This window comes from Saccharothrix ecbatanensis (assembly GCF_014205015.1).
GTDB lineage: Bacteria > Actinomycetota > Actinomycetes > Mycobacteriales > Pseudonocardiaceae > Actinosynnema > Actinosynnema ecbatanense.
Map to the genome: position 1 here is coordinate 4,211,889 of NZ_JACHMO010000001.1, position 24,711 is coordinate 4,236,599.

At 70.7% G+C, this 24,711-nt stretch carries 22 protein-coding genes; 9 read left to right on the forward strand and 13 right to left on the reverse strand.

Features of this window, described 5'->3' with window-relative positions:
* Positions 1–113 precede the first annotated feature (113 nt).
* From F4560_RS17320 to F4560_RS17340, 5 genes are read left to right on the forward strand one after another with little or no spacing between them, the layout of a single operon-like run.
* Entirely contained in the window at positions 114–1,127 is a 1,014-nt protein-coding gene (locus tag F4560_RS17320) for an Ldh family oxidoreductase (RefSeq protein ID WP_184921253.1), read from the forward strand.
* Positions 1,124–2,482: an MFS transporter gene (locus F4560_RS17325; RefSeq protein ID WP_184921255.1), complete on the forward strand. Its 1,359-nt coding sequence runs from the start codon at positions 1,124–1,126 to the stop codon at positions 2,480–2,482. Before F4560_RS17320 ends, F4560_RS17325 begins: the two co-directional genes overlap by 4 nt.
* A complete protein-coding gene (locus F4560_RS17330) occupies positions 2,479–3,828 on the forward strand; it encodes a mannitol dehydrogenase family protein (protein ID WP_184921258.1) in 1,350 nt (449 codons plus the stop codon). The genes F4560_RS17325 and F4560_RS17330 overlap by 4 nt, the downstream gene beginning before the upstream one ends.
* Before the next feature lie 16 nt (positions 3,829–3,844).
* Complete coding sequence (locus F4560_RS17335) at positions 3,845–4,609, forward strand: SDR family NAD(P)-dependent oxidoreductase (RefSeq protein WP_184921260.1); 765 nt, start codon at positions 3,845–3,847, stop codon at positions 4,607–4,609.
* A gap of 58 nt (positions 4,610–4,667) precedes the next feature.
* Positions 4,668–5,225 (forward strand): NUDIX hydrolase, encoded by a 558-nt coding sequence (locus tag F4560_RS17340; RefSeq protein ID WP_184921262.1) that lies wholly within the window; start codon positions 4,668–4,670, stop codon positions 5,223–5,225.
* Here the strand turns inward: F4560_RS17340 and F4560_RS45630 are convergent.
* A complete protein-coding gene (locus tag F4560_RS45630) occupies positions 5,202–6,341 on the reverse strand; it encodes an NsdA family TPR-like regulatory protein (RefSeq protein WP_512700347.1) in 1,140 nt (379 codons plus the stop codon). The genes F4560_RS17340 and F4560_RS45630 overlap by 24 nt on opposite strands.
* 415 nt (positions 6,342–6,756) lie before the next feature.
* On the opposite strand from F4560_RS45630, the gene F4560_RS17350 reads away from it, so the two are divergent.
* Complete coding sequence (locus F4560_RS17350) at positions 6,757–7,023, forward strand: hypothetical protein (RefSeq protein WP_184921266.1); 267 nt, start codon at positions 6,757–6,759, stop codon at positions 7,021–7,023.
* A 127-nt stretch (positions 7,024–7,150) separates the two neighbouring features.
* Here the strand turns inward: F4560_RS17350 and F4560_RS17355 are convergent, their stop codons facing one another.
* The 6 genes from F4560_RS17355 to F4560_RS17380 are packed head-to-tail and all read right to left on the reverse strand — an operon-like array spanning position 7,151 to position 14,658.
* Positions 7,151–8,062, reverse strand: a complete 912-nt coding sequence (locus tag F4560_RS17355) for a Gfo/Idh/MocA family protein (protein ID WP_184921267.1) — start codon at positions 8,060–8,062, stop codon at positions 7,151–7,153.
* The gene (locus F4560_RS17360; protein ID WP_184921268.1) at positions 8,059–10,209 is read right to left on the reverse strand and encodes an alpha-galactosidase; all 2,151 of its coding nucleotides are present in this window, start codon (positions 10,207–10,209) and stop codon (positions 8,059–8,061) included. Before F4560_RS17360 ends, F4560_RS17355 begins: the two co-directional genes overlap by 4 nt.
* Before the next feature lie 26 nt (positions 10,210–10,235).
* Positions 10,236–11,423 carry an ROK family transcriptional regulator gene (locus F4560_RS17365; RefSeq protein ID WP_184921269.1) on the reverse strand — a complete coding sequence of 396 codons (1,188 nt, stop codon included), beginning with the start codon at positions 11,421–11,423 and terminating at the stop codon, positions 10,236–10,238.
* Positions 11,424–11,432: 9 nt separating this feature from the next.
* Positions 11,433–12,305, reverse strand: a complete 873-nt coding sequence (locus F4560_RS17370; protein ID WP_184921270.1) for a carbohydrate ABC transporter permease — start codon at positions 12,303–12,305, stop codon at positions 11,433–11,435.
* Positions 12,302–13,228, reverse strand: coding sequence for a carbohydrate ABC transporter permease (locus F4560_RS17375; protein ID WP_221483541.1), 927 nt, complete (start codon positions 13,226–13,228; stop codon positions 12,302–12,304). Before F4560_RS17375 ends, F4560_RS17370 begins: the two co-directional genes overlap by 4 nt.
* A 38-nt stretch (positions 13,229–13,266) precedes the next feature.
* Positions 13,267–14,658 carry an ABC transporter substrate-binding protein gene (locus F4560_RS17380; protein ID WP_184921272.1) on the reverse strand — a complete coding sequence of 464 codons (1,392 nt, stop codon included), beginning with the start codon at positions 14,656–14,658 and terminating at the stop codon, positions 13,267–13,269.
* A 206-nt stretch (positions 14,659–14,864) separates the two neighbouring features.
* Here F4560_RS17380 and F4560_RS17385 point away from each other — a divergent pair, with 206 nt between their 5' ends.
* From F4560_RS17385 to F4560_RS17395, 3 genes are read left to right on the forward strand one after another with little or no spacing between them, the layout of a single operon-like run.
* A complete protein-coding gene (locus tag F4560_RS17385) occupies positions 14,865–15,662 on the forward strand; it encodes a sugar phosphate isomerase/epimerase family protein (protein WP_221483542.1) in 798 nt (265 codons plus the stop codon).
* A gap of 4 nt (positions 15,663–15,666) precedes the next feature.
* Positions 15,667–17,040 carry an MGH1-like glycoside hydrolase domain-containing protein gene (locus tag F4560_RS17390; protein WP_184921273.1) on the forward strand — a complete coding sequence of 458 codons (1,374 nt, stop codon included), beginning with the start codon at positions 15,667–15,669 and terminating at the stop codon, positions 17,038–17,040.
* On the forward strand, positions 17,028–18,113 hold the full coding sequence (locus tag F4560_RS17395; RefSeq protein ID WP_184921275.1) for a zinc-dependent alcohol dehydrogenase: 1,086 nt from the start codon (positions 17,028–17,030) through the stop codon (positions 18,111–18,113). The genes F4560_RS17390 and F4560_RS17395 overlap by 13 nt, the downstream gene beginning before the upstream one ends.
* Before the next feature lie 89 nt (positions 18,114–18,202).
* On the opposite strand, the gene F4560_RS17400 is transcribed toward F4560_RS17395, so the two are convergent.
* The 6 genes from F4560_RS17400 to F4560_RS17425 are packed head-to-tail and all read right to left on the reverse strand — an operon-like array spanning position 18,203 to position 24,696.
* The gene (locus F4560_RS17400; protein WP_281391926.1) at positions 18,203–20,296 is read right to left on the reverse strand and encodes a chorismate-binding protein; all 2,094 of its coding nucleotides are present in this window, start codon (positions 20,294–20,296) and stop codon (positions 18,203–18,205) included.
* Positions 20,293–20,934 carry an isochorismatase family protein gene (locus F4560_RS17405; RefSeq protein WP_184921277.1) on the reverse strand — a complete coding sequence of 214 codons (642 nt, stop codon included), beginning with the start codon at positions 20,932–20,934 and terminating at the stop codon, positions 20,293–20,295. The genes F4560_RS17400 and F4560_RS17405 overlap by 4 nt, the downstream gene beginning before the upstream one ends.
* A gap of 34 nt (positions 20,935–20,968) precedes the next feature.
* On the reverse strand, positions 20,969–21,739 hold the full coding sequence (locus F4560_RS17410) for a 2,3-dihydro-2,3-dihydroxybenzoate dehydrogenase (RefSeq protein WP_184921279.1): 771 nt from the start codon (positions 21,737–21,739) through the stop codon (positions 20,969–20,971).
* Between the two features lie 58 nt (positions 21,740–21,797).
* Entirely contained in the window at positions 21,798–23,636 is a 1,839-nt protein-coding gene (gene asnB / locus F4560_RS17415; protein WP_184921281.1) for an asparagine synthase (glutamine-hydrolyzing), read from the reverse strand.
* Between the two features lie 59 nt (positions 23,637–23,695).
* Entirely contained in the window at positions 23,696–24,436 is a 741-nt protein-coding gene (fabG, locus tag F4560_RS17420; protein ID WP_184921283.1) for a 3-oxoacyl-ACP reductase FabG, read from the reverse strand.
* Complete coding sequence (locus F4560_RS17425) at positions 24,433–24,696, reverse strand: acyl carrier protein (protein WP_184921285.1); 264 nt, start codon at positions 24,694–24,696, stop codon at positions 24,433–24,435. The genes fabG and F4560_RS17425 overlap by 4 nt, the downstream gene beginning before the upstream one ends.
* Between the last annotated feature and the right edge of the window lie 15 nt (positions 24,697–24,711).

Sequence of the window (24,711 nt, forward strand, 5' to 3'; positions counted from 1 at the left end):
CTGGCGGGCATCTGAACCGAACCAGCCTGTGACCCGCTTCACAAGGCGCTCCAGTCGTGTCATCGTGGGGACATGGCGATGGAACACCGTTCCGTCAGGCGGAACGTATGAAGGTGACGTCGAGCGAGTTGACGAAGCTCGCGGTGCACGTCCTGCTCGACGCCGGGACGACCCTCGTGGACGCCAAGACCGTCGCGGCGTCCCTGGTGGAGTCGAACCTGACCGGCCACGACTCGCACGGCGTGCGGCGGCTTGTCGACTACGTCGCCCGGATCCGCGACGGCCGGATCGACCCGCGGGCCCGTCCCGAGGTGGACCACCCGCGTCCCGGCTCGGTCGTGGTCCGCGGCAACCGCGCCCTGGGCCGGATCGCCGCCGGCGCCGCGACCCGTGAGCTGCGCGCCCTGAGCCGCACCCACGGCAGCGGTGTCGCGGTGATCCGGGACTGCAACCACGTCGGCAGGCTGGCCGAGTACGTCGGCTTCCTGGCCGAGCACGACCTGGTCGCGTTCGCGTTCGGCAACGCCGATCCCAGCGTCGCCCCGTACGGCGGCCGGGCCCGGCGGCTGGGCACCAATCCGCTCGCGTGGGCCGCGCCACGGGCGTCGGGCAGTCCGCCGATCGTGGTGGACTGGGCGACGTCGGGCGTGGCCGAGGGCAAGCTGGCGGTGGCCCGCGACCGCGGTGAGCGCCTGCCCGAGGGCTTGGTGCTGGACGCGCGCGGCCTGCCGAGCACCGACCCCGGCGACTTCTACGCGGGAGGCTCGCTGCTGCCGTTCGGCGGGCACAAGGGCTACGGCCTGAGCGTGCTGATCGAGGTGGTCGCCGGGCTGCTGACCGGCATGGGCATCGGTAGCCTCCCCGGCTACGGCGGCGGGTTCGGCACCGTGCTGATGGCGGTCGACATCGGCACGCTGACCCCGGTCGAGCGGTTCCGCGAGCAGGCGGAGCTGTTCTGCCGGGAACTGAACCGCACCCCGCCCGCCGAGGGGAGCACCGAGGTGCTGGTGCCGGGTGAGCCCGAGGCACGCACCCGTCGCGCCCGGCTGCGTGACGGGATCCCGATTCCGGAGGAGACCTGGCACGAGCTGCACGGTCTGCTCAGGGCGAAGGAGGGAACGACATGACCGGAGCCGCCGACAGCACCTCGGCCGAGCTGAACGTGGAGCGCGTGGAACCGACCGACGGCAAGCGGCTGCGCCGGGTCGTGGGCGCGTCCGTGGTCGGCACCGCGTTGGAGTGGTACGACTTCTTCATCTACGGCTTCGCCGTGACGCTGGTGTTCAACGAGCTGTTCTTCGTCACCGGGGACCCGGCCACGGGCGTGATCGTCGGGTTCGCCACCTTCGGCGTCGGCTTCGCGGTCCGGCCGCTGGGCGGGTTCGTGTTCGGCCACCTCGGTGACCGGATCGGACGCCGGGCCACCCTGGTGCTCACCACGATCGTGATGGGTGTGTCGACCGGGTTGATCGGTCTGCTGCCGACGTACGACTCCATCGGCATCGCCGCGCCGATCCTGCTGACCGTGCTGCGGATGTGCCAGGGTCTCGGCGCGGGCGCGGAGTTCGGTGGCGCGTCCACGTTGCTGGCGGAGCACGCGCCACCGCACCGGCGTGGTTTCTTCACGTCGTTCGCGCAGACCGGCGTGCAGATCGGTCTGCTGTCGGGCACCGCCGTGTTCCTGATGGTCGAGACGCTGCCCCGGGAGACCGTGCTGGCGTGGGCGTGGCGCGTCCCGTTCCTGTTCAGCTTCGTGCTGATCGCGGTCGCGCTGTACGTGCGGCTGCGGGTGGACGAGTCGCCGGTGTTCCAGCGCATGGTCAAGCAGCGGACGACGGTGAAGCTGCCCGTGTTCGAGGCGCTGCGCCGCTACCCGCGCAACTTCCTGATCGGCATCGGCGCGCACATCTGCGACACCGCGATCGTGTACATCTACTCGACCTACAGCCTGGCCTACATCACCAAGTCGTTGGCGTTGCCGCGGTGGGTCGCACTGACCGGCGTGGTGGCGTTCACTGTGGTGGTGATCGTGCTGCAACCGGTGTACGGCGCGTTGTCCGACCGGATCGGACGGCGTCCGCTCAACCTGTTCAGCGTGGTGTTCACGGCGGCGTTCGCGTTCCCGTTCTTCCTGCTGCTCGACACGCGCGAGCCGGTGCTGATCTGGCTGGCGCTGGTCGTGGCCACCGCGTTCGGGTTCGCCCCGATGATCGCGGTGCAGCCGGTGTTCTACGCGGAGCTGTTCGGGGCGCGCGTCCGCTACACGGGGTTCGCCGCGTCCCGTGAGATCGGCGCGGCGCTGGCCGGGTTCTCGCCGCTGGTGGCCGCCGCGCTGGTGGCGCAGGCCGGTGGCAAGGGGTGGCCGGTGGCACTGTGGATGATCGGCACGGCGGCCGTGTCGTTCGTGGCGTTCCTGCTGTCGAAGGAGGGCAAGAACGTCGACATCGGCGCTGCCGACAGCACGGAGGTGGCGCCGCGGTGAGCCGTCCGCGCCTGTCGGCGGCACGCCTGCCCGAGTGGTTGGCCGACCTGCCCCGCGCACCGGTCGGCATCGTCCACATCGGACTGGGCGCGTTCCACCGGGCGCACCAGGCGGTGCTGACGCAGGAGGCCATGCGGGTCTCACCGGGGCCGTGGGGAATCTGCGCCGTGGCGCAGCGCAACGCGCGGTTGGTCGACGCGCTGGTCGAGCAGGACCACCTGTTCACCGTTTCGGAGCGGGACGCCGCCGGCGATCGGTTGCGGGTGGTCGGCAGTGTGCGGGAAGTGCTGCTGGCGGTCGAGCAGCCCGACCGGCTGACCACCGTGCTGGCCGAACCGGACACCCGGGTGGTGACGCTGACCGTCACCGAAGCCGGGTACCGGCACGACCTCACCACCGGGCAGTTGCGCGCCGACGACCCGGATGTGGCGAGCGATCTGGCGGGCGGGCCGCCGTGCACACCGGTCGGGCAGCTCGTCGGCGGACTGCGTCGGCGTCGTGAGCGCGGGCACCCCGGCGTGACGGTCGTGTCGTGCGACAACCTGCCCGACAACGGCCGGCTGGTGGGGAGCCTGGTGCGCGAGTTCTGCCTGCTACGCGGCGAGAACGACCTCGCCGACTGGGTGGAGGAGCACGTGCGGTTCCCGTCCAGCGTGGTCGACCAGATCGTGCCCGCGACCACCGAGGCCGACATCGCGTGCGTCGCGGAGAAGCTGGGGCTGGAGGACCGTGCCGCGGTGGTCGGCGAGCCGCACCGCAAGTGGGTCGTGGAGGACTCCTTCGCCGCCGGGCGACCGGCCTGGGACGCGGTGGGCGTGGAACTGGTGGACGACATCGCGCCGCACCAGGCCGCGAAGCTGCGGCTCGTCAACGGCACGCACTCGGCGCTGGCCCACCTCGGCCTGCTCGCCGGCTGCACGAGCACCGCGGACGCTCTCGCGCGCCCCGAGTTCGCGCACTACGCCGAGTGCCTGCTGCGCACCGAGACCGGACCCTCGTTGCGCCGGTTCGGCATGTGCCCGGACGAGCGGGCGGTCGAGGCGCTGCTGACGCGGCTGGCCAACCCGCGGATCACCCACCGGCTCGACCAGATCGCTGCCGACGGCCGGCGCAAGCTGCCGCAACGCCTGCTCGACCCGGCGGTGGACCTGCTGGTGGCGGGCATCGAGCCGCGCCTGATCTGCCTGGCCGTTGCCGGTTTCCTGCACCAGCAGAACTTCCACGTGATGCCCCTGCCGCTCCCGCTGCGCCAGTCACGCGTGTTCCGCACGTTGCTGGCCGAGGCGGTGCGCCGGATCGACAACGACGGGGTGGTCGCCACGCTGAGCCGGATCGGGAGGCACTGAGATCGGGAGGCACTGAATGGACCTGCGCGACACCATCGCCGTCGTCACCGGCGGCGGCACCGGGATCGGTCGGGCCACCGCGCTGGCGCTGGCGCGGTCGGGCTGTCGGGCGGTCGCCGTGACCTACTCGCGGTCGGGGGCGGATGCGGAGGCCGCCGTGGCAGAGCTGACCGCGTTCGGCTGCGAGGCGGTGGCCGAACGCGTCGACGTGGCCGACGACGGGCAGGTGCGTGCGCTGGCCGAACGGGTGCGGGCGAGGTTCGGGCGGGTGGACGTGCTGGTCAACAACGCGGGCACGACGCAGGCCGTGCCCCACCCGGACCTGGACGCCCTCACCGACGACGTCTTCCACCAGGTCCTCGACGTCAACGTCGTCGGCCCGTTCCGCGTCACCCGCGCGTTCGCGGACGACCTGCGAGCGTCCCAAGGTGCGGTGGTCAACGTCGCCTCCATCTCCGGGTACCGGGCGGGTGGGTCGTCCATCGCCTACGGGGTCAGCAAGGCCGCCCTACTGCAACTGACCCGCAACCTCGCCGTGGCCCTCGCGCCGGACGTGCGGGTCAACTCCGTCGCGCCCGGCACGGTGGCCACGCGCTGGCAGACGTCGCTGCACGGTGAGGCGGGCTTCGCCGAACGGGCGGCGACCGAGCGGCAGACCGTGCCACTGCACCGCACCGCCGAGCCCGAACACGTGGCGCAGGCGGTCCTGGGGCTGCTGACGATGGACCTGGTCACCGGCGAGGCGGTCATCGTCGACGGCGGCAAGCACGTCGTGTACTAGTGCCGAACCACAGCGTCACGGCTGAATTGCAGATCTGCGCTCATGTAGCGTTCGCGACGTGGTTGTTGAGGAACCTACCGGCGCGTCGACTCGCTGGACGATCCACGGCGAACGCCTGGTGGACGACACCCGCAAGTTCAACGTCAGCATCGCCCATGTCGAGCTACCCGACGGCGTGCACTTCGAGCAGTGGGTCCTGCGAATGCCCAGGGCCGTCATGACGCTGGTCCTGGACGACGCCCGCGAACACGTCCTCATGATCTACCGCCACCGCTGGATCATGGACCGCTGGACCTGGGAACTGCCCGGCGGCTACCTCGACCCGGACGAGGACCCCGCCGACTGCGCCATGCGCGAGGCCATCGAGGAGACCGGCTGGAAGCCCCGCAGCGTCGAGCTGCTGACCACCTTCCAGCCGCTCACCGGCACCGCCGACTTCGAGAACCTGATCTACATGGGCCACGGAGCCGAGGACACCGGGCAGCAGGCCGACATCAACGAGGCCGAGCGCGTCGCCTGGATTCCCCTCGCCGACATCAAGGACATGCTCGCCAACGGCGAAATCATCGGGGCCGCCGCGCAGATCGGCCTGCTACACGTCCTGGCCTTCCGCTGACCCGACGATCCCCATTACCCGCATCTCCGCGAACAGCTCCTCAACCGCCGGCTCCCGATTGAAGGGCGCCAGCCGAGCAGCCACGTCCGCGAGGTACCTCACCGTCCGCACCGAGGTCAGGTTGCCCGCCATCCGCAGCGCCGACAACCCGACCTCGACCGCCTCCTCCACCCGCCGCAGATCGGCCAGGATCGAGGCGAGCAACGCCGTGTTGAACAGCCGCCCCCGCTCGTACCCCTCGGTCATCTCCAACGACCGCCGAGCGAACCCCTCAGCCACATCCGGCCGCCCGAGATCCCGGAACGTGTGCGCGAACTTCGCCGACAGGTACGCCGCATCGAAGTAGCCCAGCCACTCCGGCACCACCGAACCCTCAGCTCCGGAGAACAACGCCTCAGCATCCCGCAGCGCCGCCACCGCTCCCCTTGTGTCGTGCCGCAACGCGAGCCCGTGCGCCTCCATCACCGCGGCTTCCGCCTGGAGCACTCCGAGCCCGGTCCGCGAAGCGTTGTCCCGAGCCCCGCGCGCCAGGTCGACCGCCACCAACGGCGACCGGAAGAAGGCCGCGTGATGACTCATCCCGGCCAGCATCTCCGCAGCCAGAGCGTCATCACCCACGTCCTTGCACAACTGCAACGCCAACCGCAGATGCTTCCGCCCAGCCTCGACATCACCCATGTCGTACGCCATCCACCCGGCGAGCTGGTTCATCTCCGCAACAGCCCCGAACAGCTCCCGCCGCACGCCATCCCGGAACCGCCCGGCCCGCAGCAGCGGCACGCCCTCGGCCACCAGGTACTGACTCACCGTGGACCGCGCGTGCCCACCACCGAACCGGTTGTCGAGCAGCCGGAACGTCCGCGTCATGGCCCGCAACGTCTCCACGTCCGGCAGCCCCACAACCCGATCCGCGGCAGGCTCGGACGCGCCCACGGTGAACCATCCGAACGACCGTCCCCGCCGCTCGACCGACTCCGAGATCGGCGACGAGGTGAAGCGGAACCACAACAGCGCCTCAGGCACCCTCAGCGCCCGCGCCCACCGTTCCAGCCGCACCAGGTCACTCGGTGCGGGCGTGCGATCGCCCTCCAGGTGCGACACCTGCGGCTGCGACATGAAGAGCCAGCGCGCCAACCGGGCCTGCGTCAGCGGCGGGTTGTGGGCGTACCGGTAAGCCTTCAGAACCCGTCCGAAATGGCGAGAAGCGAACGCTTCCCGGAACTGCCGCGTCGCCCAGAACTCGACCGGTTTCTCCGGCGCGTGAACGACCTGCGCCTCTCGCCGCGCGCAGGCAGAACAGTGCGACGTGCTGTTGTCAGCCGCCAGCCGAGCCCCGCACCCCGGCAGTCCCGGCGGTTCTGCCTTGCCCCCATCACCACCCCTGACTTGCTCCTGAACCGAGTTCAACCACGCCGACACGCACCGACCTGCGGATATCGGTGATGCCGATATCCCATCCACGAACGTGGTGCACCGAGCACGAGAAGTCCCGCATCGTCGTGATCAGGACAACGACGAAGGGAGTCGAGGAATGGCCTTCTACGTACTGGCGCACCCGGAACAGCACGCGTCGGCCGCACTGGTCGAGCAGACGCCGGGACAGCCGAACCTGATCGCGGAAGTCGGCGACTCGCAGATCGCCGTGCAGGTGGCGAACCACCCGGACGGCTTGAAGATGGCCGCCGCGTTCGCCTGGAACCTGGCCAAAGCCGCCACCGAGTTCGCCACCCGGTGCCAAGAGCTGGCGATGAGCCAGGACACCGACGCCGACGGCAAGCACGCCGAGTTCACCGGCTGACGCCATGAACCCGGAGGACGTGAAGGGCCTGCTCACCCACGGCATGCACGTCGCCGCGTGCGCCGTCTGGTCGTGCGTGGCCCTTTACACCCTCATCTGAGTGAGGGCCACTTCGAGGAACAGCCGCTCAGGCCTCCTTCGCCGCGTCACGCACCCGGCAGCACAGCTCCTGCGTGCGCAATGCGTCGGCGTAGTCGCACACCAGGTGGCGCGGGTCCTGCTCCCGCACCGCGGTGAGGAACCGTTCGTCGGCGATGACGAGCGGGTCGCGGCCGATCGGGGTCTCGTGGGTGCCGTCGGCGTCCTCACGGCGCAGCACCTTGTTCGTCAGCGTCAGCTTGCGGCCCTCGCAGTGGAACTCGATGCCGGCGTCCACCGTGGCGTGCAGCACGCAGGTCGCGGTGAACACGGCCAGTGGCCCGGAGTCGAACGTGAGGGTGGCGGCGCTGACGGTGGCCACGTCCAGGTCCGGGTGGTCAGGGACGGGCGAGTGCCGCGCGACCGCGTGGACGACCTGCGCCTCACCGAGCAGGAACCGCGCCAGGTCGTACAGGTGGGTCGCCTGCTCCACCACCTGTCCCCCGCTCTCCGCCTCGACCCGCCACCACGGCACGGGCGGGACGAGGCCGTGCCAGGCAGCGCGCACCAGGTGCGGTGGCGTTTCGGCGAGCATCCGGCGCAGTTCGGGGATGACTTCCATGCCACGCCAGTAATACCCGGCGCCGACGATCAGTCCACTGTGGATCGAGGCGGCGATGCGGCGCGGCACGTCCAGGTCGTTGCCGATCGGCTTCTCGACGTAGAACGGGACGCCGTGGTCGATGAGCGTGTGCTCGATCTCGCCGTGGGCGTGCGGCGGCACGCAGACCCAGGCCGCGTCCACTTCCTCGTGCGCCAGCAACTCCGCTGTGTCCCGGTACGCACGACCCGAGCGTGCACCGGACCGGCCCACGTAGCCGACGATCTCGCAGCCCAGACCGGTCAACGCCGCCGCGTGCCGTCCGGCGATGTACCCGGCCCCGATCAACGCCACCTTCATCGGGTCTCCTCCACGGCCTGCCAGAGTTCGACGCGGCTGCGCCAGTCCTCGGTGTGCCCGGGTGGCGGCGGTGGCGGGAACGCCGACGACAGGCCCACGGCCATCAACGCGGCCCCGGTGGTGACGACCCCGTCGCTGTCACGCCGATAAAGCCGGTCGGCGTCCAACCCGCGCAACCTGATCCTGCGCGGACCTTCACCCGCGACACCGCGCACCTGGTAGACGAACACCACGGCCACACGGCAGTCACGGGACACGTACTGCACGGCGCACGGCTCGTTGTCGGACGGCACGACCAGCCAGTGCTGGTCCCCGTCCTGGATCGTCGGCCGCAGCCGCTTGTACTCGGTGATCAGCTCACGGGCCTGCTTCCGGTCGTCCTCGCTCCACCGCAGGATGTCACCGGAGATGCCCAGCACCCCCTGCATGGCGACGTGGAAGCGGAAGTCCAGCGGGGTGATGCGGCCGGTGGTCGGTTCCGGGGTGTCGGCGACCCACCCGACCATCGCCCTCGGCGCGTAGGCCCTGCTGAAGCCGTGCTGCATCCGCAGCCGGTCACCGGGATCGGTGTTGTCGCTGACCTGCGCCATGTCGGTCAGGCCGAGAATGCCGAGGTCCACCCGACCACCGCCGCCCGCGCACGTCTCGATCATCAGGTCGGGGAACTCCGCGCGCAGCCGTCCGATGACCTCGTACACGCCCCGGACGTGACGCACCCACACCTCACGTCGCCGCTCGTGCGGAGCTTGAGGCCAGCCGACCTCGGTGTACGGGCGGTTGTGGTCCCACTTGACGAAGTCGATCCGGTGGTCGGTCAGCAGCGCACGCAACCGGCTCAGAACGCCTTCCCGCACGTCCTCCCTGGCGAAGTTGAGCACGAGCTGGTTGCGCGACATCGTGGGTTCACGGTCGGGCAGGTGCAGCACCCAGTCGGGGTGGGCGCGGAACAGGTCGCTGTCCGGGTTGACCATCTCCGGCTCCAGCCAGATCCCGAACCGCATGCCCAGCCGGTGCACCTCGTCGACGAGTTGGTCGAGGCCGCGCGGGAACTTCGCCGGGTCGACCGTCCAGTCACCGAGGCCGGCGTGGTCGTCGTTGCGCGCGCCGAACCAGCCGTCGTCCACGACGAACAGCTCGACGCCCAGCTCGGCCGCCTGCGTGGCGAGCGCGATCTGGTGCTCCACCTCCACGTCGAACGCAGTCGCCAGCCAGGTGTTGTAGTGCACCGGAGGTGGCGTGTGGCGGTGCCGGGCGGGCAGCACGTGGTCACGTTGGTAGCGGTGCAGGACGCGCGCCGCCTCGTCCAGGCCGTTTTCGGTGTAGCCGCAGGCGAGGGACGGGGTCCGGAAGTCCTCGCCGGGCTCCAGGTGCCAGGCGGAGTCGAACGGGTTGATGCCCGCGACCACGTGCAGCGCGTCGTTGCGCTCGGTCTCGAACACGATCGACCAGTTGCCGCTCCACGCCAGCGCCCCGAACCAGACCGGCCCGTCCTCGCCCGCCCGGGTGAGGGCGAACCAGGGGTTGGCCTCGTGGCTGGTGAACCCGCGCCGGCTGTCGATCACGACCTTGCCCGCCGCCAACTCACGCCGGGTGAGCTGGTACTCGTCGCCCCAACGGCCGTGCAGCGTCCACGAGTCGTAGCGGGCCGGGGGCAGGCCGAGAACCGCGCTGGCGACTCGTTCCACCCGCAGTGGGCTCGGTCCTTGGTTACACACCCGTACATCGCGCACGACGATGCCGTGGTCGGCGAGCACCGCGAACCGGTGTTCCACCACCAGGCCGGCGTCCTCGAAGACGAGCGTGAGGACGTCGTCCTCGATGCGGTCCTCGCGCCAGGTCAGGCGGGACACCGATGTGCCGTCCTCCCGCGCCACCACCAGGCCCGGCTCCTTGTACACGCGATCGCCGTACGTCGAGTAGGCGAGCGGGACGCCGTCCAGGAAGTGGGCCTGCGACGGCCGGTTCCACGGCGTGTGCGGCAGGTACGAGTCGCCCCCGAGGCCATCCCCGAGGCCGCCGCCGTCCCCGCCCCAGTGGTCGAGCACCAACCCGCCGCCGTCCGCGACGGACAGCAGCATCGCGTTCCGGGCGGTCCTCAGCAGCCACGCCGGTCTGCCGGCACAGGTGGTCCGCGTAACAGCAGGCATCGCTCTCCTTTGAGTAATCGCCCGGGTCAAGAAGCGGGGAACGCCGGTTCGGTCAGGAGCCGGGCGTCCACGGCCTCGGCGGAGAAGACCTGGTCGATCACCATGTGCCGGGCGCCGTGCACACCGGCCCGGTCGCCGAGCCGGCTCTCCACCACGGCCATGCTGCTGGTCAGCGCAGGCACAGTCCGGTCGTACAGCCGTTCGCGGACGCCCACCAGGAGGTGTTCGCGGGTCAGCGCGAGGTCGCCGCCGATCACCACGACGGTCGGGTTCAGCAGGGCGACCGCCGTGGCCAGCACCTCGCCCAGCAGCCGGCCGGCGTCGCGGACCAGCGTGATCGCGTCCGGGTCGCCCTCGTCCACGAGTCGGACGACATCGCGGCTGGTCCGGGCCTCGATACCGCGTTCGGTGAGCTGACGGGCGAGCGCCGCGCCGCTCGCGTGCGCCGCCAGGCAACCGGTCGCCCCGCACCGGCACCGCGCGCCGTCGACCGGCTGGGAGATCCGGATGTGCCCGATGTCGCCACCCTGCCCGGTCGACCCGCGTTCCGGTCGTCCGCCGAGGATGACGCCCGCGCCGATCCCGGTGCCCACCTTCACGAACAGCAGGTTGTCGACGTCCGGGTAACGCTCGCGGACTTCGCCCAGTCCCAGCAGGTTGGCGTCGTTGTCCACGAAAGCCGGGCAGCCCAACGCGTCGGACAGCGTCTTCGCCACCGCGACCCCGTGCCAGCCGGGCATGATCGGCGGCTGCACGGGCCGCCCGGTGCGGAAGTCGACGGGCGCGGGCAGGCCCACACCGATGCCCACGAGCTGGGCCCGGTCGCGTCCCGCGTCCTTGAGCAGGTCGCGGAACCGCCGGACCACGGTCTTCAGCACCACGTCGGGTTCCTGGCTGGTGACCAGGTCCTCGGTGCGCTCGGCGAGCATCCGGCCGCCCGCGTCGGTCAACGCGAAACGGGCGTGCGTCGCGCCGAGGTCGGCGGCCAGGACGAGCTTGTCGTTCTCCTCGAACGACAGGATCTCGGCAGGCCGGCCCGCGGTGCCGCGCCGTTGCTCGACCGCCCGGATGTAGCCGGCGGCGATGAGCTGGCTGAGCCTCAACGCCACCGTCGACCGGGACAGGCCGGTGAGTTCCTGAAGGTCACGCCGGGTCTTGACCCGGCCGGACCGGATGAGCACCAGGATCTCCCCCGGTGACGCCGTGAACGCCATCCGCGCGGCCTACCCCTTCTCCGCGCCGCTGGTCAGACCCTGCGAGAGCAGCCGCTCGGTCATGAAGAACAGCAGCACGATGGGCAGCGTGATGACGACCGACCCGGCCATGAGCACGGTCGTGGAGACCTCGATGCTGCCGGACAACTGCGCGAGCCCCAACGAGACCGTCCACTGGTCCCGCCGTTCGACCAGGAACAGCAGGGCGAACAGGAACTCGTTCCAGGCGATCATGAACACGAAGATGCCGGTCGCGATGACCGACGGCATGGCCAGCGGCAGGCTGATCCGGCGGATGACCCCGACCCGGCTCAGCCCGTCGACCAGGCCCGCTTCCTCGACGCTCTGCGGGATCGTCTGGAAGTAGTTCTTGAGCATGTAGATGGCGACCGGCACGGTCTGGGCGATGTAGACCAGCACCAGGCCGATCAGCGAGCCGCGCAGCTGCATCCGGGTGAGCATGACGAACAGCGGGATCGCCAGCACGATGCTCGGGAACAGGTACACGACCAGGAACAGCGAGCTGACCTGCCGCCGGCCGAAGAACTCCAGCCTGCTCACCGCGTAGGCGCCGGGGATGGCGATCACCAGCGCCACGACCACGGACGCGGACGCCACGACGGCGCTGTTGCCCAGCAGGCTGAGGAAGCCCTGACCGCCTTCGGTGACGGGCCGCAGCACCTCGGCGTAGGTGGAGAGGGTCAGTTCGCCCAGGTCGATGATCAGCGAGTCGGGCCGCCGCAGCAGGTCTTCGATCGGCCGCAGCGACAGCATCAGCATGTAGTAGAACGGCAGCAGGGTGGCGGCCAGGAAGAACAGAATCACCACCGGGCGCAGGACGCCGAACACGGCCCGTTCCACCCGGTCACGCGTCCACGTCACGGCTTGGCTCCTTCCCGGCGGCGCAGCAACCACAGGTAGGCGGCGAGCAGCACGACCAGCACGGCGGCCAGCAGCACGGACTGGGCCGCCGCGGCGCCGACGTTCCGCTGCACGGTCAGCAGCTCGTACACCCGCACGCTCACCACCTCGGTGCCCGCGGCGCCGCCGGTGAGCAGGAAGATGTCGTCGAACTCGTTGAACGTCCAGATCGTCCGCAGCACCACGAGCACGGCGATCACCGGCATCAGCTGCGGCAGCACGATGTGCCGGAACCGCTGCGTCGGCGTCGCGCCGTCGACCGTCGCGGCCTCCTCCAGGTCGCCGGGCAGCGCCGACAGCCGGGCCAGCAGGAACAGGAACGCGAACGGGAAGTACCGCCAGCCCTCGAACGCGATCACGGTCAGCAGCGCGGTCGGCACCGGGATGTCGAGACCGAACAGCGTGATCTCGCCGCGTGCCTGGGAGAGGAACGCGATCGGGTCGTCCCACCCGAACAGCTTCCTGCCCCAGCTGTTGACGATGCCGAACTCCGGGTTCAGCAGCACCTTCCAGACGAACGTGACCGCCACGACCGGTGCGACGTAAGGGATCAGCATCGCCGCGCGCACGAACGACCGGCCGGGGAACGGCTTGCGCAACGCGAGCGCCGCGACCAACCCCAGCGAGATCGCCAGGAACGTCGAGCCGGCGGTGTAGAAGACGGTGGTGCGCAGGCTTTCCCAGAGCACGTCCGACCCGAACACGCGCGCGAAGTTGTCGAGCGTGATCTTGTCGAACAGCCCCATCCGGCCGACGTCGATCAGCCGGACCCGCTGGAACGCGATGAGCACCGACCACGCCAGCGGCACGAGCACGACCGCGAACACGATCACCAGGGTCGGGGTGAGCAGCAGGACGCCGGTGCGGGCGTCCTGCTGCTTCACCGTGCGCCCGCGCGGTGGCACCCGCGATGGCGACACGCTTAGCCGCCGAGTTCTTCGGCGATGGTGGCGGCCTGCTCGTTCGCCTTGGCCGCCGCGGCGGGCGCGTCACCGGCGCCGTTGACGACCTCGGCCAGCGCCTTGGGCACCACGAGCTGCCCGGCGACGGCGCCCGCGAGCTCGCCCTTGCCCTGGTTGAAGCCCCACCGGCGGAACGTCTTCGGGCTGTCCTGGACCACGCGCAGCGTCTCCGCGTCGTAGAACTTCGCCAGCGGGGCCTTGGTGTCGACGCCGACGTCGAGCCCGCGCCACATCTCGGCGTACTCCTGCGGGTTGTCCTTCGTGCCCGCGCGGACCGGGACCTTGCCCTCCGGCGCGATGGCGAGCCAGTCCCGGTACCCGTCGCTCATCAGGTACTCGACCAGCTTCTTGGCGTTGTCGGTGGCGGCGTCCTTGAGCACGGCGAACGACGCGGTCTCGCCGAAGGTGGTCGGCTCGCCGCCGTCCGGTCCGGTGAGCCCGGCGACGACGCCGGTGTTCTTGGCCAGGAACGAGGAGTCGGCCCCGCACTCCGGGCACGTCGGCAACGCGTCGTTGCGCAGGCCGGCGAGTTCGTCGAGCAGGTAGGAGGACCAGATCACCATCGCCGACCGGCCGGCGAAGTACGTCGCCCTGGTGGTGTCGACGTCCTGGTTGCCGGCCACGGAGTGCGCCTTGATGAGGTCGCCGTAGAACTGGAACGCGGCGACGCACTGCGGGCTGTCCAGCGTCACCTTCCCGTCGCCGCCGACCAGTTCGCAGTCGTTGGCGAGGGCGAAGTGCTCGAACGTCTGGTGGGTGAACACGTCGGCGGGCGTGGTGCTGGCGGTGATGCCCGCGACGTCGCCCTGGTCGAGGCGTTCGGCGGCCTTGCGGATCGCGTCGAACGTGGTCGGCGGCTCCAGCCCGGCCCGGTCGAAGAGGTCCTTGCGGTAGAAGAGGAGCTGCGCCCAGCCGTCACTGGGAACAACCAGCTGGGTGTCACCTGATCGAGTCAGGTCGAGGGACTGCCGTGCGAACGTGTCGACGCCGAGCGCGTCCACGAGCTGCTTCGCGGCGTCGGTGTCGAGCAGGTCGTCGGTGCGCAGCTGGCTCATGATCGGCAGCGAGATGGACCCGATCACGTCCGGCAGCTCGCCGGACGCGGAGGCCGCGGTGAGCACGGTCGTGAGCTGGTTCTCCGCGATCGCGACGAGCTTGGTCTCGATGCCGGTCTTGTCGCTGAACCGCGCCAGCAGGCGTTCCTGCGCCTGAACGCGGTCGGCGGTGTCCTCGATGGTCCAGAAGACGAGCGGTCCGTCCGCTCCCCCGCCGGAATCGCCGCTCCCGCAGGCCGCCAGCACCAGCGCGACAGGCACCGCGGCGGCGAGCACGCGCAGTCCTCGTCCGGTCATCGTTGCTCCCTTCGGGGTGGACCGCGACGTCTCACGGGCATCACCGGTGGCATCAGTGGCGTCACTGAACACCCCGGTTTGTCCCGTGACAACCACCAATCCGGTAGTGACTTCGGGGCCGTATCCGGCTGCGTGCAAGCGTTCGACGGCCCGCCGCGCGCCGGGATCGGGTTACCGCATTGCTGTTTTGACTGATCGCGGGATTAATGTCCGCCATGCCGCTGTGGAAGATCGCGTGCCAGGAGCAGCTGCTGCCGGGCGCCTCGATCGAGGAGAAGTGGGAGTTCGCGCAGTCGGCGGGTTTCGACGGCATCGAGTTGCGCGCGCGGGACGACGAGGCGTTCGAGGCCCGGCTCGGCGCGCTGAAACGGGCGGTCGGCCGTGGTGTCGTGCTGCCCGCCGTGTGTCTGGACGGGCTGGCGCTCGGCGGGGACGTCGACCGGTGCGCGGACGCCTTCCGGCAGGTGGCCGCGCGGGTGGGCGTGATCGCGGCGCTGGGCGGGCGGGTGGTGGTGGCGCCGGTGTCCGACGGGCCGCTGCTGCAGGTGCCGAGCCAACGTTCGTCCACAGAGGACTACTTGACGCTGTCGGACGGGCTGCGACTGCTCGCTGAGCGTGCCGCGCGGGAAGGCGTGTCGATCTGCCTGCAACCGGTCAACCGGTACGAGGGGCATCCCGTCAACACGCTGGACCAGGCGGTGGGGCTGTGCCGGGCGGTCGGGTTGCCGTCGGCGCGCGTGGCCGCGGGCACGTTCCACATGAACATCGAGGAGGCCGACCCGGCCGGCGCGCTGCTGGCCGCCGGGCCGTGGCTGGGGCACGTGGAACTCGCCGACTCCAACGGGTTCGAGCCGGGCGCGGGCCACGTCGACTGGTGGGCGGCGTTCGCGGCGCTCGACGCGGCGGGGTACGACGGGTGGACCGGCTTCTCGTGCCGCCTGTCCGGGCCGCCTGAGGCCGTGCTGCCGGCCTCGGTCAGCCTCCTCCGCCAGGCCGGCGGGTGATCCGGTGACCATCGGGACGCCTCCGGCGGCGTTCGTGCCGGACCTCGCCGGGCTGAGGCGGAACGCGGCGGCGACGCTGCTGCGCAACTGGCGCGGCTCGGCCACCGTGCCGACCGGCGCCCTCTACCCGCACCAGTGGAGCTGGGACTCGGCGTTCATCGCAATCGGCCTGGCCCACCTCAGCCCACGGCGGGCGTTCGCGGAACTGACCGCGTTGCACGGCGCCCAGTGGGGTGACGGGCGGGTGCCGCAGATCGTCTTCAACCCCGCAGTCCCCGAGGACGCCTACTTCCCCGGTCCGCCGTTCTGGCGACCGCTGCCGCGCCAAGGGCCCGCGGCGGGTGTGTCGACGACCGGGCTCGTGCAGCCGCCCGTGCACGCCACGGCTGTGCTCGCCGTCGCCGAACGCCATCCCGGCGACGCGACCGACGCGGCGGTCCGGCAGCTCTACCCGCGGCTCGCGCGCTTCCACGACTACCTCTTCTCCCGGCGACGCGTCGCGTCGGGGCTGGTCGGGATCGTGCACCCGTGGGAATCGGGCCTGGACAACAGCCCGTTCTGGGACGAACCCCTCGGCGCGGCCGGCGCCGACCTGGCCAGCGCCGACCTGGCCGACGACATCACCGGTCTGCGCCGCGACCTGCGCCACGCCGACGCCGGGCATCGGCCGACGGACGAGGACTACGGGCGGTACATGGGCATCGTCGCCGCCTACCGCGACCGCGGTTACGCCGATGACGACCTGCTCAGCCTGCCGTTCTGCACCGTCGACCCGCTGTTCTGCGCGTTGCTCGCGTGGTCGGAACACTCCCTCGCCGAACTCGCCCGCCGCACGGGGGCCGACCCAGGCCGGCACACCGAACGGGCGCAGGAACTGGCGTACCAGCTGCACACACGTCTGTTCGACCCGGCGCTGGGCTGCTACGTAGCGCTCGACGCGCGCACCGGTCGGCCGCTGCGCAAGCGGACGGTGTCCGGGCTGGTCCCGTTGTTGCTGCCCGGACTGCCCTCCGGACGCCGTTCGGCTCTGGTGGCAACGCTCACCGGACCGGCGTTCGGCCTGGGTTCGCGGGACGTGCGGGGCGTGCCGAGCTACGACCTCACCGCGCCCGACGCCGACCTGCACCGGTACTGGCGCGGGCCGACGTGGATGAACACGAATTGGTTGCTGTGGACGGCTTTGCGGCGGCAGGGCGAGACGAGGCACGCCGAACGCCTGGCGTCCGACATGGTCCGCCTGGTCGCCGACGCCGGGTTCCGGGAGTACTTCCACCCGGTCACCGGCGAAGGTCTCGGTGCCGACCACTTCAGCTGGACGGCGGCGCTCCTGCTGGACGTCCTCGCGCGTGAACCAGGAGGGCAGCGATGGCAACGGTAGTGCGCATGGACGGGCCGGGCTCCGTCTCACTCGCCGAGGAACCCGATCTTCCGATCACGCCGACGGGTGTCCGCATCCGGACCCTGTACTCCGGGATCTCCGCGGGCACCGAGCTGACCCAGTACCGCGGCACCAACGCGCACTTCGTCAAGACGTGGGATCCCGACGTCCGCTTGTTCGTGCCGGGTCGGCCCACCGCCGAGTACCCCACCGTGGTCGGGTACGAGGAGGTCGGCGAAGTGGTCCAGGTCGGGCCCGAGGTCACCACCCTGCGGCCCGGTCAGGTCGTCTGGGGCGTGTGGGGCCACCGCTCGGGCACCGTCGTGGACGAGTCGTACGCGACGTGGCGGGTGCTCGATCCGCGGGCCGATCCGATCCTCGGCATCTTCAGCCACATCGGCTCGGTGGCCCTCAACGTCGTGCTGGACTCGGACATCCACGTCGGTGAGACCGTCGTGGTGTTCGGGCTGGGCGTGGTCGGGCAGATCGTCGCGCAGCTGGCCAGGCGCAACGGAGCCAGGGTGATCGGTGTCGACACCATCCCCCACCGCATTGAGCTTGCCCGGGAACTCGGCGCGGACGAGGTGCTGGACGCGGGCGTGGGCGAGGTCGCCGAGCGGGTGCGGAAGCTGACCGACGGACGCGGCGCGGATGTCGCCCTCGATGTCAGCGGCAACCACCTGGCCCTGCACGAGGCCGTCCGCAGCGTCGCGTACAACTCCAGGGTCGTCGCCGGAGGCTTCTACCAGGGTGAGGCGCGCGGCCTGTTCCTCGGCGAGGAGTTCCACCACAACCGGGTCACGCTGGTCTGCTCGCAGATCTCCGGCGTCGCCGCCGCCCACGCCCACCGCTGGGACCGCAAGCGACTGGCGACCACCGTCATCGACCTCGCCGTGACGGGCCGACTGGACCTGCGTCCGCTGGTCTCGCACGTCATGCCGATCGAGGAAGCCGCCTCGGCCTACAAGCTGATCGACACCCAGCCGGACCAGGTGACGCAGGTCGTCTTCGACTTCACCGGAACCACGGCTGGGGATCGCGGACCGGTCCGAGTTCCCCAGCCGTGGACCTGACCACGGACGCGATCGGCTCCAGTGAGGCGGACGTCCTGGTGCTGGGGCGTCCACCATCGAGCCCTTCGTCGCGACGGCGCGGTTCGTGGTCAGCCGGGCGTCACCGCGTCGGCGGACGTCAGCACGGCGGTGAACAGGCGGGCGAGGATGTCGGCGCCGTTGGTGGTCAGGATCGACTCGGGGTGGAACTGGGTGGAGGCGAAGAAGGGTCCCCGAAGCGCGTCCACCTCGCCGGTGCGGGCATCCCTGGCCATCTGGACGGTGAACCCCTCGCACAGCAGCACATCGGTGTCGCTGCGCGCGGCGTAGGTGTTGTAGAAGCCGACTCGCTCGATGTCGCCGAACAGGTCGATCTCGCGCTGCACGCCCTGGTTGGGCACGTCCCGGCGGACGACGTCCAGGCCGAGGCGTGAGCTGAGCACCTGGTGGCTCAGGCAGACCGCGAGGAACGGGCGGCGGTGGGCCAGCAGCCGGTCCACGGCGGCGCGCAGGTGGGCGGTGCGGCGCTCGTCGTCGGCCTGCGGGTTGCCGGGGCCGGGGCCGAGCACGACGAGTTCGTACTCGTCCGGGTCGTGCGGCTCGTCGTACCGCCGGACGGTCACGTCCAAGCCCGCCGACCGCAGCAGGTGGTCGATCATCGCGGTGAACGTGTCCTCCATGTCCACCACCAGCGCACGCCGACCGGCCGCCACGGGCACTGGTGCCGCGCGGTGGTCGGCGTCGGTCAGCCAGAAGTCGGCGAGCGTGAGGTTCCGGCGGGCCAAGGCGGCGCGGATCTCCGGGTCGTTCCTGAAGGACGAGCCACCGGAAGGGGACTTCGGCCGCGCCGGTGCCGCAGGCGTGACACGGCCGTCGGCCTGGAGCGGGGTGAGCAGGCTCGCGGCCTTGGCCTTCGTCTCGGCGGTCTCGGAGGCCGGGTCCGAGTGGCGCACGAGGGTCGCGCCCACGGCGATGCCGAGGTGGCCGGTCGGGTCGATGTCGGCGGTGCGGATGAGGATCGCCGAGTCCATGACGTCGTCGCCACTCTCGTCCGCCCCGATGAGCGCGACGACACCGCTGTAGTACCCGCGACCGGCGGGCTCGTGCCGTGCGATCACGCGACAGGCGTTCTCCAGCGGGCTGCCGGTGACGGTCGGCGCGAACATCGTCTCCCGCAGGATGTCCAGCGGCCCGCGGGCCGTGCGGCCTTCGATGAGGTACTCGGTGTGCGCGAGGTGGGCCATCTCCTTGAGGAACGGTCCCACGACCCTCCCGCCGCGTTCGCACAGCCGGGCCATCATCTTCAGTTCCTCGTCCACCACCATGTACAGCTCGTCGGTCTCCTTGCGGTCGGCCAGGAACGCCAGCAGCTCGTCGCTGGTGGGGCCGCCGGGCGGGTACCGGTACGTGCCGCTGATCGGGTTCATCACCGCGACGCCGTCGCGCAGGCTGACGTGCCGCTCCGGGGTGGCGCCGACCAGCGTGCGATCACCGGTGTGCACCACGAAAGTCCAGTAGGCGCTCTGCTCCCGACTCAGCAGGCGGCGGAAGAACGACAGCGCGCGGTGCGGGCCGTAGTCGGCGATGTCCGCCGTGTACGACCGCTTCACCACGAAGTTCGCGCCCTCCCCCGTCCCGATCTCCTCGGCCACGACCCGCCGGACGATCTCGGCGTAACCGTCGTCGTCGGGCTCGTAGCGCCCGTTCTCCAGGTGGATCGGCACGTCGGGCAGCGCGGCGGCCACTTCGGCCAGGGACAGCGTGGTCTGGTCGGTGACGGTCATCGCCACCAGCGGGGTGCCGTCGTCCACGCAGACGTAGCCGCGCTCGGTGATCTGCTTGTAGGGCACGAGCACCAGCACGCTGTGCCCCGCCCGCCGCGCCCCAGCGGGTGTCGGCACAGCGGGAATCGGCCCGGCCATGGGCACAGCCTGCGTCGGCCAAGACTGCGTCGGCCAGGCGGACATCGGCACAGTCGGCGCAACCTCCGCCGGCCAGGCGGGCGTCGGCCAAGCCGGCATCGACACAACCGGCGTCGGCCTGGCCATGGGCACAGCCGGCATCGGCACGGCGGCGAGCGTGTCCGGGGTGGTGACCTCGCCGATGATCAGGTCCACGGTGTCCGGGCCGGCGGTGGCAGGCCGGTGGATGAGAGCGAACGGCGGTGGCTGGTCGCCCAGCACCCGGGCGAGGAGCGGGTTCATGATCCTTCGTCCATTCGCGCCAGCAGTCCCTTGGCGGTGTCCACGACCGCACACCGCCGCGCCGCGTACTCCACGGCCATCCGGTGGTGCTCCTCGGTGAAGTCGGCCACGGCGTCGGCGACCAGGAACGTCTCGATGTCGTTGGTGAACGCCTCGACCGCCGTCATCAGAATCCCCACGTGCGCGTAGACACCGCACACCACCAACTGGTCCCGCCCCGCCGCACGCATCCGCTCCAACAGATCCGAGCGGAAGAACGCGCTGTAGCGCCATTTCGTGAGAAGCCAGGCGTTGTCGTCCGGCGCCAGTTCGTCCACGATCTGCCGGTCGACCGGATCCACCCGCATCCCCGGACCCCAGAAGTCCTTGAGCAGGCCGCGTTGCTCGACGGTCATACCGCCGGGCTGGGCGGTGTAGGCGATCGGCACGCCGACTTCGAGGCAACGCCGGTGCAGCGCCACGCAGTTCTCCACCAACTCCTGGCGTAACGGCTCGGCGAACGGGCGCAGGAAGTACCGCTGCATGTCGTGCACGAGTAAGACCGCACGGCCGGGGTCGACGCGCCAAGGCGCGGTGTTCCCGGGCAGGTCGCCCGCCGTGGGCATCGGGTACGGCTCGATGGCAGGGATGCCGGTCATGATCGCCCTTCTTGGACGGACTGGACTGTTCGGGTCACGTGCCGAGCGTGGCGCCGCCGTCGACGGTCAGCTCGTGCATCGTGATGTGCCCGGCGTGGTCGGACAGCAGGAAGGCGACCGCGCGGGCGACGTCGACGGGCAGGCCGAGCTTGCCCAGGGGGATGCCGTTCTTGTAGCTCTCCAGGCTCCCGTCGACGGTGTTGCGCGCGCCGTCGTCGTCGTGCCACATCGACCGCAGCATCGCGGTGTCGGTGGAGCCGGGGGCCACCACGTTGCACCGGATGCCGTACTTCGCCACTTCCAGACCGAGGCACTTGGTGTACATCGTGGTGGCGGCTTTCGACGCCGCGTAGGCCGCCATGAGCATCCGGGGTGTGTGCGCCGCGTTGGACGCCACCGTGACCACGGAGCCCCGCGCGCGCTGCACCATCCGGTTCACCACCGCGCGCGACATGTGGAACACGCCGGTGGTGTTGACCGCGAACGTTTCCGCCCAGTCCACGTCCGTGATGGCGCGCGCCTCGCCCAACCGCAGCACGCCCGCCGCGTTGACCAGGAAGTCCACCGGGCCGAGCGCGACCTCGACCGCCTCGACGACCGGCTCCACCTCCTCGGCCCGGGACACGTCGACCGGGAACGCCTCCACCCGCAACCCGTCCGCGGTCATCTTGTCCACGACTTCGCGCAACGCCACGGCGTCGCGGTCCAGCGCCGCGACCGCGATGCCGTCCTCCGCCAGTGCGCGGACCACTGCCGCACCGATACCCCCGGCAGCGCCCGTGACGACGCCGACCTTGTTCTGCATGTGAGCCTTCCCTCTACGTGAGCCGCCCTTCACGTAAGCAGCGCGGCGGACAAACAGGTCAGTCCAGGATCAACTCGGGGCGGTACAGGTCGAACCAGGCGTCGAAGTCGAGCACCCGGTCGAGGTTGGTGCGGGTGGTCGGCGGCATGGTCGCCGGGTCCAGTTCCACCGTCGCCTGCAACCAGGAGCGCTCCACCAGGGCGAACACCGGGTTGTCGGGTGACAGCAACAACTCCTTGGCCTGCTGCTGGAGGGCCGCCGCGTACTGCGGGTCCTGGGTGGACGGGTACGGGCTCTTGACCCGGTCCGCCACCGACTGCGGCAGCACGTGCCTGGTCGCCTCGCGCAGCAGGGATTTCTCCCGGCCGTCGAACGACTTCAGCGACCACGGCGCGTTGTAGACGTACTCGACCAGCCGGTGGTCGCAGAACGGCACCCGGACCTCCAGGCCGACGGCCATCGAGGCTCGGTCCTTGCGGTCGAGCATGATCCGCACGAACCGTTGCAGGTGCACGTAGGACATCGTGCGCATGGTGCGTTCCAGCTCGCTGTCGCCGTCGAGGTGGTCGACCTCGCCGACGACGGTGGCGTACTGGTCGGCGATGTAGCCCTCGACGTCCAGCGCGGCGGCCAGTCCGGCGGGCAGGTGATCGGGCTTGGTGTTGAGCGGGCTGGGCGCGGCGACCCAGGGGAACGTGCCCGCCCGGCGCACCGCGTCCAGGTGGAACGAGCGGTAGCCGCCGAACACCTCGTCGGCCGACTCGCCGGACAGCGCCACCGTCGATTCCTCGCGGATGGCCTTGAACAGCAGGTAGAGCGAAGTGTCCATATCGGACAGACCGACCGGGATGTCACGGGCGGTGATCATCGCGCGGCGGACGTCGGGGTCGGTGAGGTCGCGGGCGTCCAGCACGATGTCACGGTGCTCGGTGCCCACGTGCCGCGCCACGTCCCGGATGTAGGGCGAGTCGGGCGTGTCCCGCATGACGTCGGGGCGGAACATCTGCTCCTGCCCGGCGAAGTCGACCGAGAACGTGCGCACCCGCTCGCCTTCCTCGGCCAGCACGTTCGCGGCCAGGCCGGTGATGGCGCTGGAGTCCAGGCCGCCGGACAGCAGCACGCAGCGCGGCACGTCGGCCACGAGCTGGCGGCGGACGACGTCGTCCATCAGCTCGCCGACCCGCGCGATGGTGGCGTCCCGGTCGTCGGTGTGCTCGGCGGTCCGCAGCTCCCAGTACCGGTGCGTCCGGATGCCGCTCACGTCCACGGTGACCACAGCGCCCGGCGGAACCTCGGTCATCCCGCGCCAGAGCGACCAGCCCGGCGTCTTGACCCATCCGAACAGGCCGCGCAGACCGTCCAGGTCCACGGCCCGGCTCGCCAGCTGGTTGGCCAGGATCGCCTTCGGCTCCGAGCCGAACAGCACGCCGTCCGCCGTCGGGTAGTAGTACAGCGGCTTGACGCCGAGTCGGTCGCGCACGAGGAACAACGCCCGCTCGTGCGAGTCCCACACGGCGAACGCGTACATCCCGTTGAGGTGCTCGGCGACCTGCACGCCCCATTCCAGGTAGCCGTTGAGCACCACCTCGGTGTCGCTGTCGGTGCGGAACCGGTGGCCACGGCGGCGCAGCTCGGCGCGCAGCTCGGTGAAGTTGTAGACCTCGCCGCTGTAGGTCAGCGCCACCTCGCGCTCGGGCGTCCGCCACGTCATCGGCTGGACGCCGCCGGGCAGGTCGATGATCGCCAGCCTGCGGTGACCGAGGGCGACGTGGTCGCGGATCCACGTGCCCGAGTCGTCCGGGCCCCGGCACGCCATGGTGCCGGTCATCGCGGCCACGGTGTCGTGCTGGGTGGTGAGGTCGGTCTGGAAGCCGACCCAGCCGGTGATGCCGCACATGCGCAGTCAGCCCCTTGCCGGTCGTGTCGTGACTGGGTGACGCCGTCCACTCGGGACGGTCATGGGACGAGGCCGCCGTCGACGCCGAAGACCTGGTTGGTGATGTAGCCGGCACGCGGTGAGACCAGGAACGACACCAGCTCGGCGACGTCCTCGGGGGTGCCGGCGCGGCCGAGCGGCACCTGCTTGAGGTGGCGCGTCCGGTCCCGGTCGGAGAGGCCGGCGGTCATGTCGGTCGTGATGAAGCCCGGTGCGACCACGTTCGCGCGGACGCCGAAGGGGCCGCATTCCTTGGCCAGGGCGCGGGTGAAGCCGATGATCCCGGCCTTGGACGCGGAGTAGTTGGTCTGCCCGGCGCTGCCGTACACACCCGCCACCGACGACATGGTGACCACGGACCCGCGCGAGCGGGACATGAACGAGTACACCGCCGCGCGGCACACGTGGTACGTGCCGGACAGGTTGGTGTCGATCACCTGCTGCCAGTCGTCCTCGGCCATCCGCGCCAGCGCGCCGTCGCGGGTGACGCCGGCACAGGTGACCAGCGCCTCCAGCGGGCCGAGTTCGTCCTCGGCCGCGGTCACGAAGTCCTTGCACTGCGCCGCGTCGGCCACGTCGACCGCCTTGGCCAGCACCCGCGCACCCGACTCCTGCGCCAACGCGGCCACCTCGTCGGCGGCGTCGGGGCGGCTGTGGAAGCAGAATGCGATGTCGTAGCCGTCGGCGGCCAGCCGGGTGACCACAGCCCGGCCGATCCCGCGCGACCCGCCCGTGACCAGCGCTACCGGTCGACCGGTCACGAGCCCGCTCCGCGCTTCGCGGCGACAAGTTCGCGCACGTCGGCGAAGGAGTCGACCGCCTTGAACTCCTCGTCGGTGACCTTGATGCCGTAGCGCTTCTCCAGGTTGATCACGATGTGCATCGCGCTCAGCGAATCGACTTCGAGCTCGTCGATGAAGTGCGCGTCGTCGGTGACCTCGGCGACCGGCAGTTCCAGGATGTCGGCGATCAGCTCCCGCAGGTCCTCGGCGTCCTCGGCGAGCCGCTTGTCGTCGGCCATGGTGGGTCTTCCTCT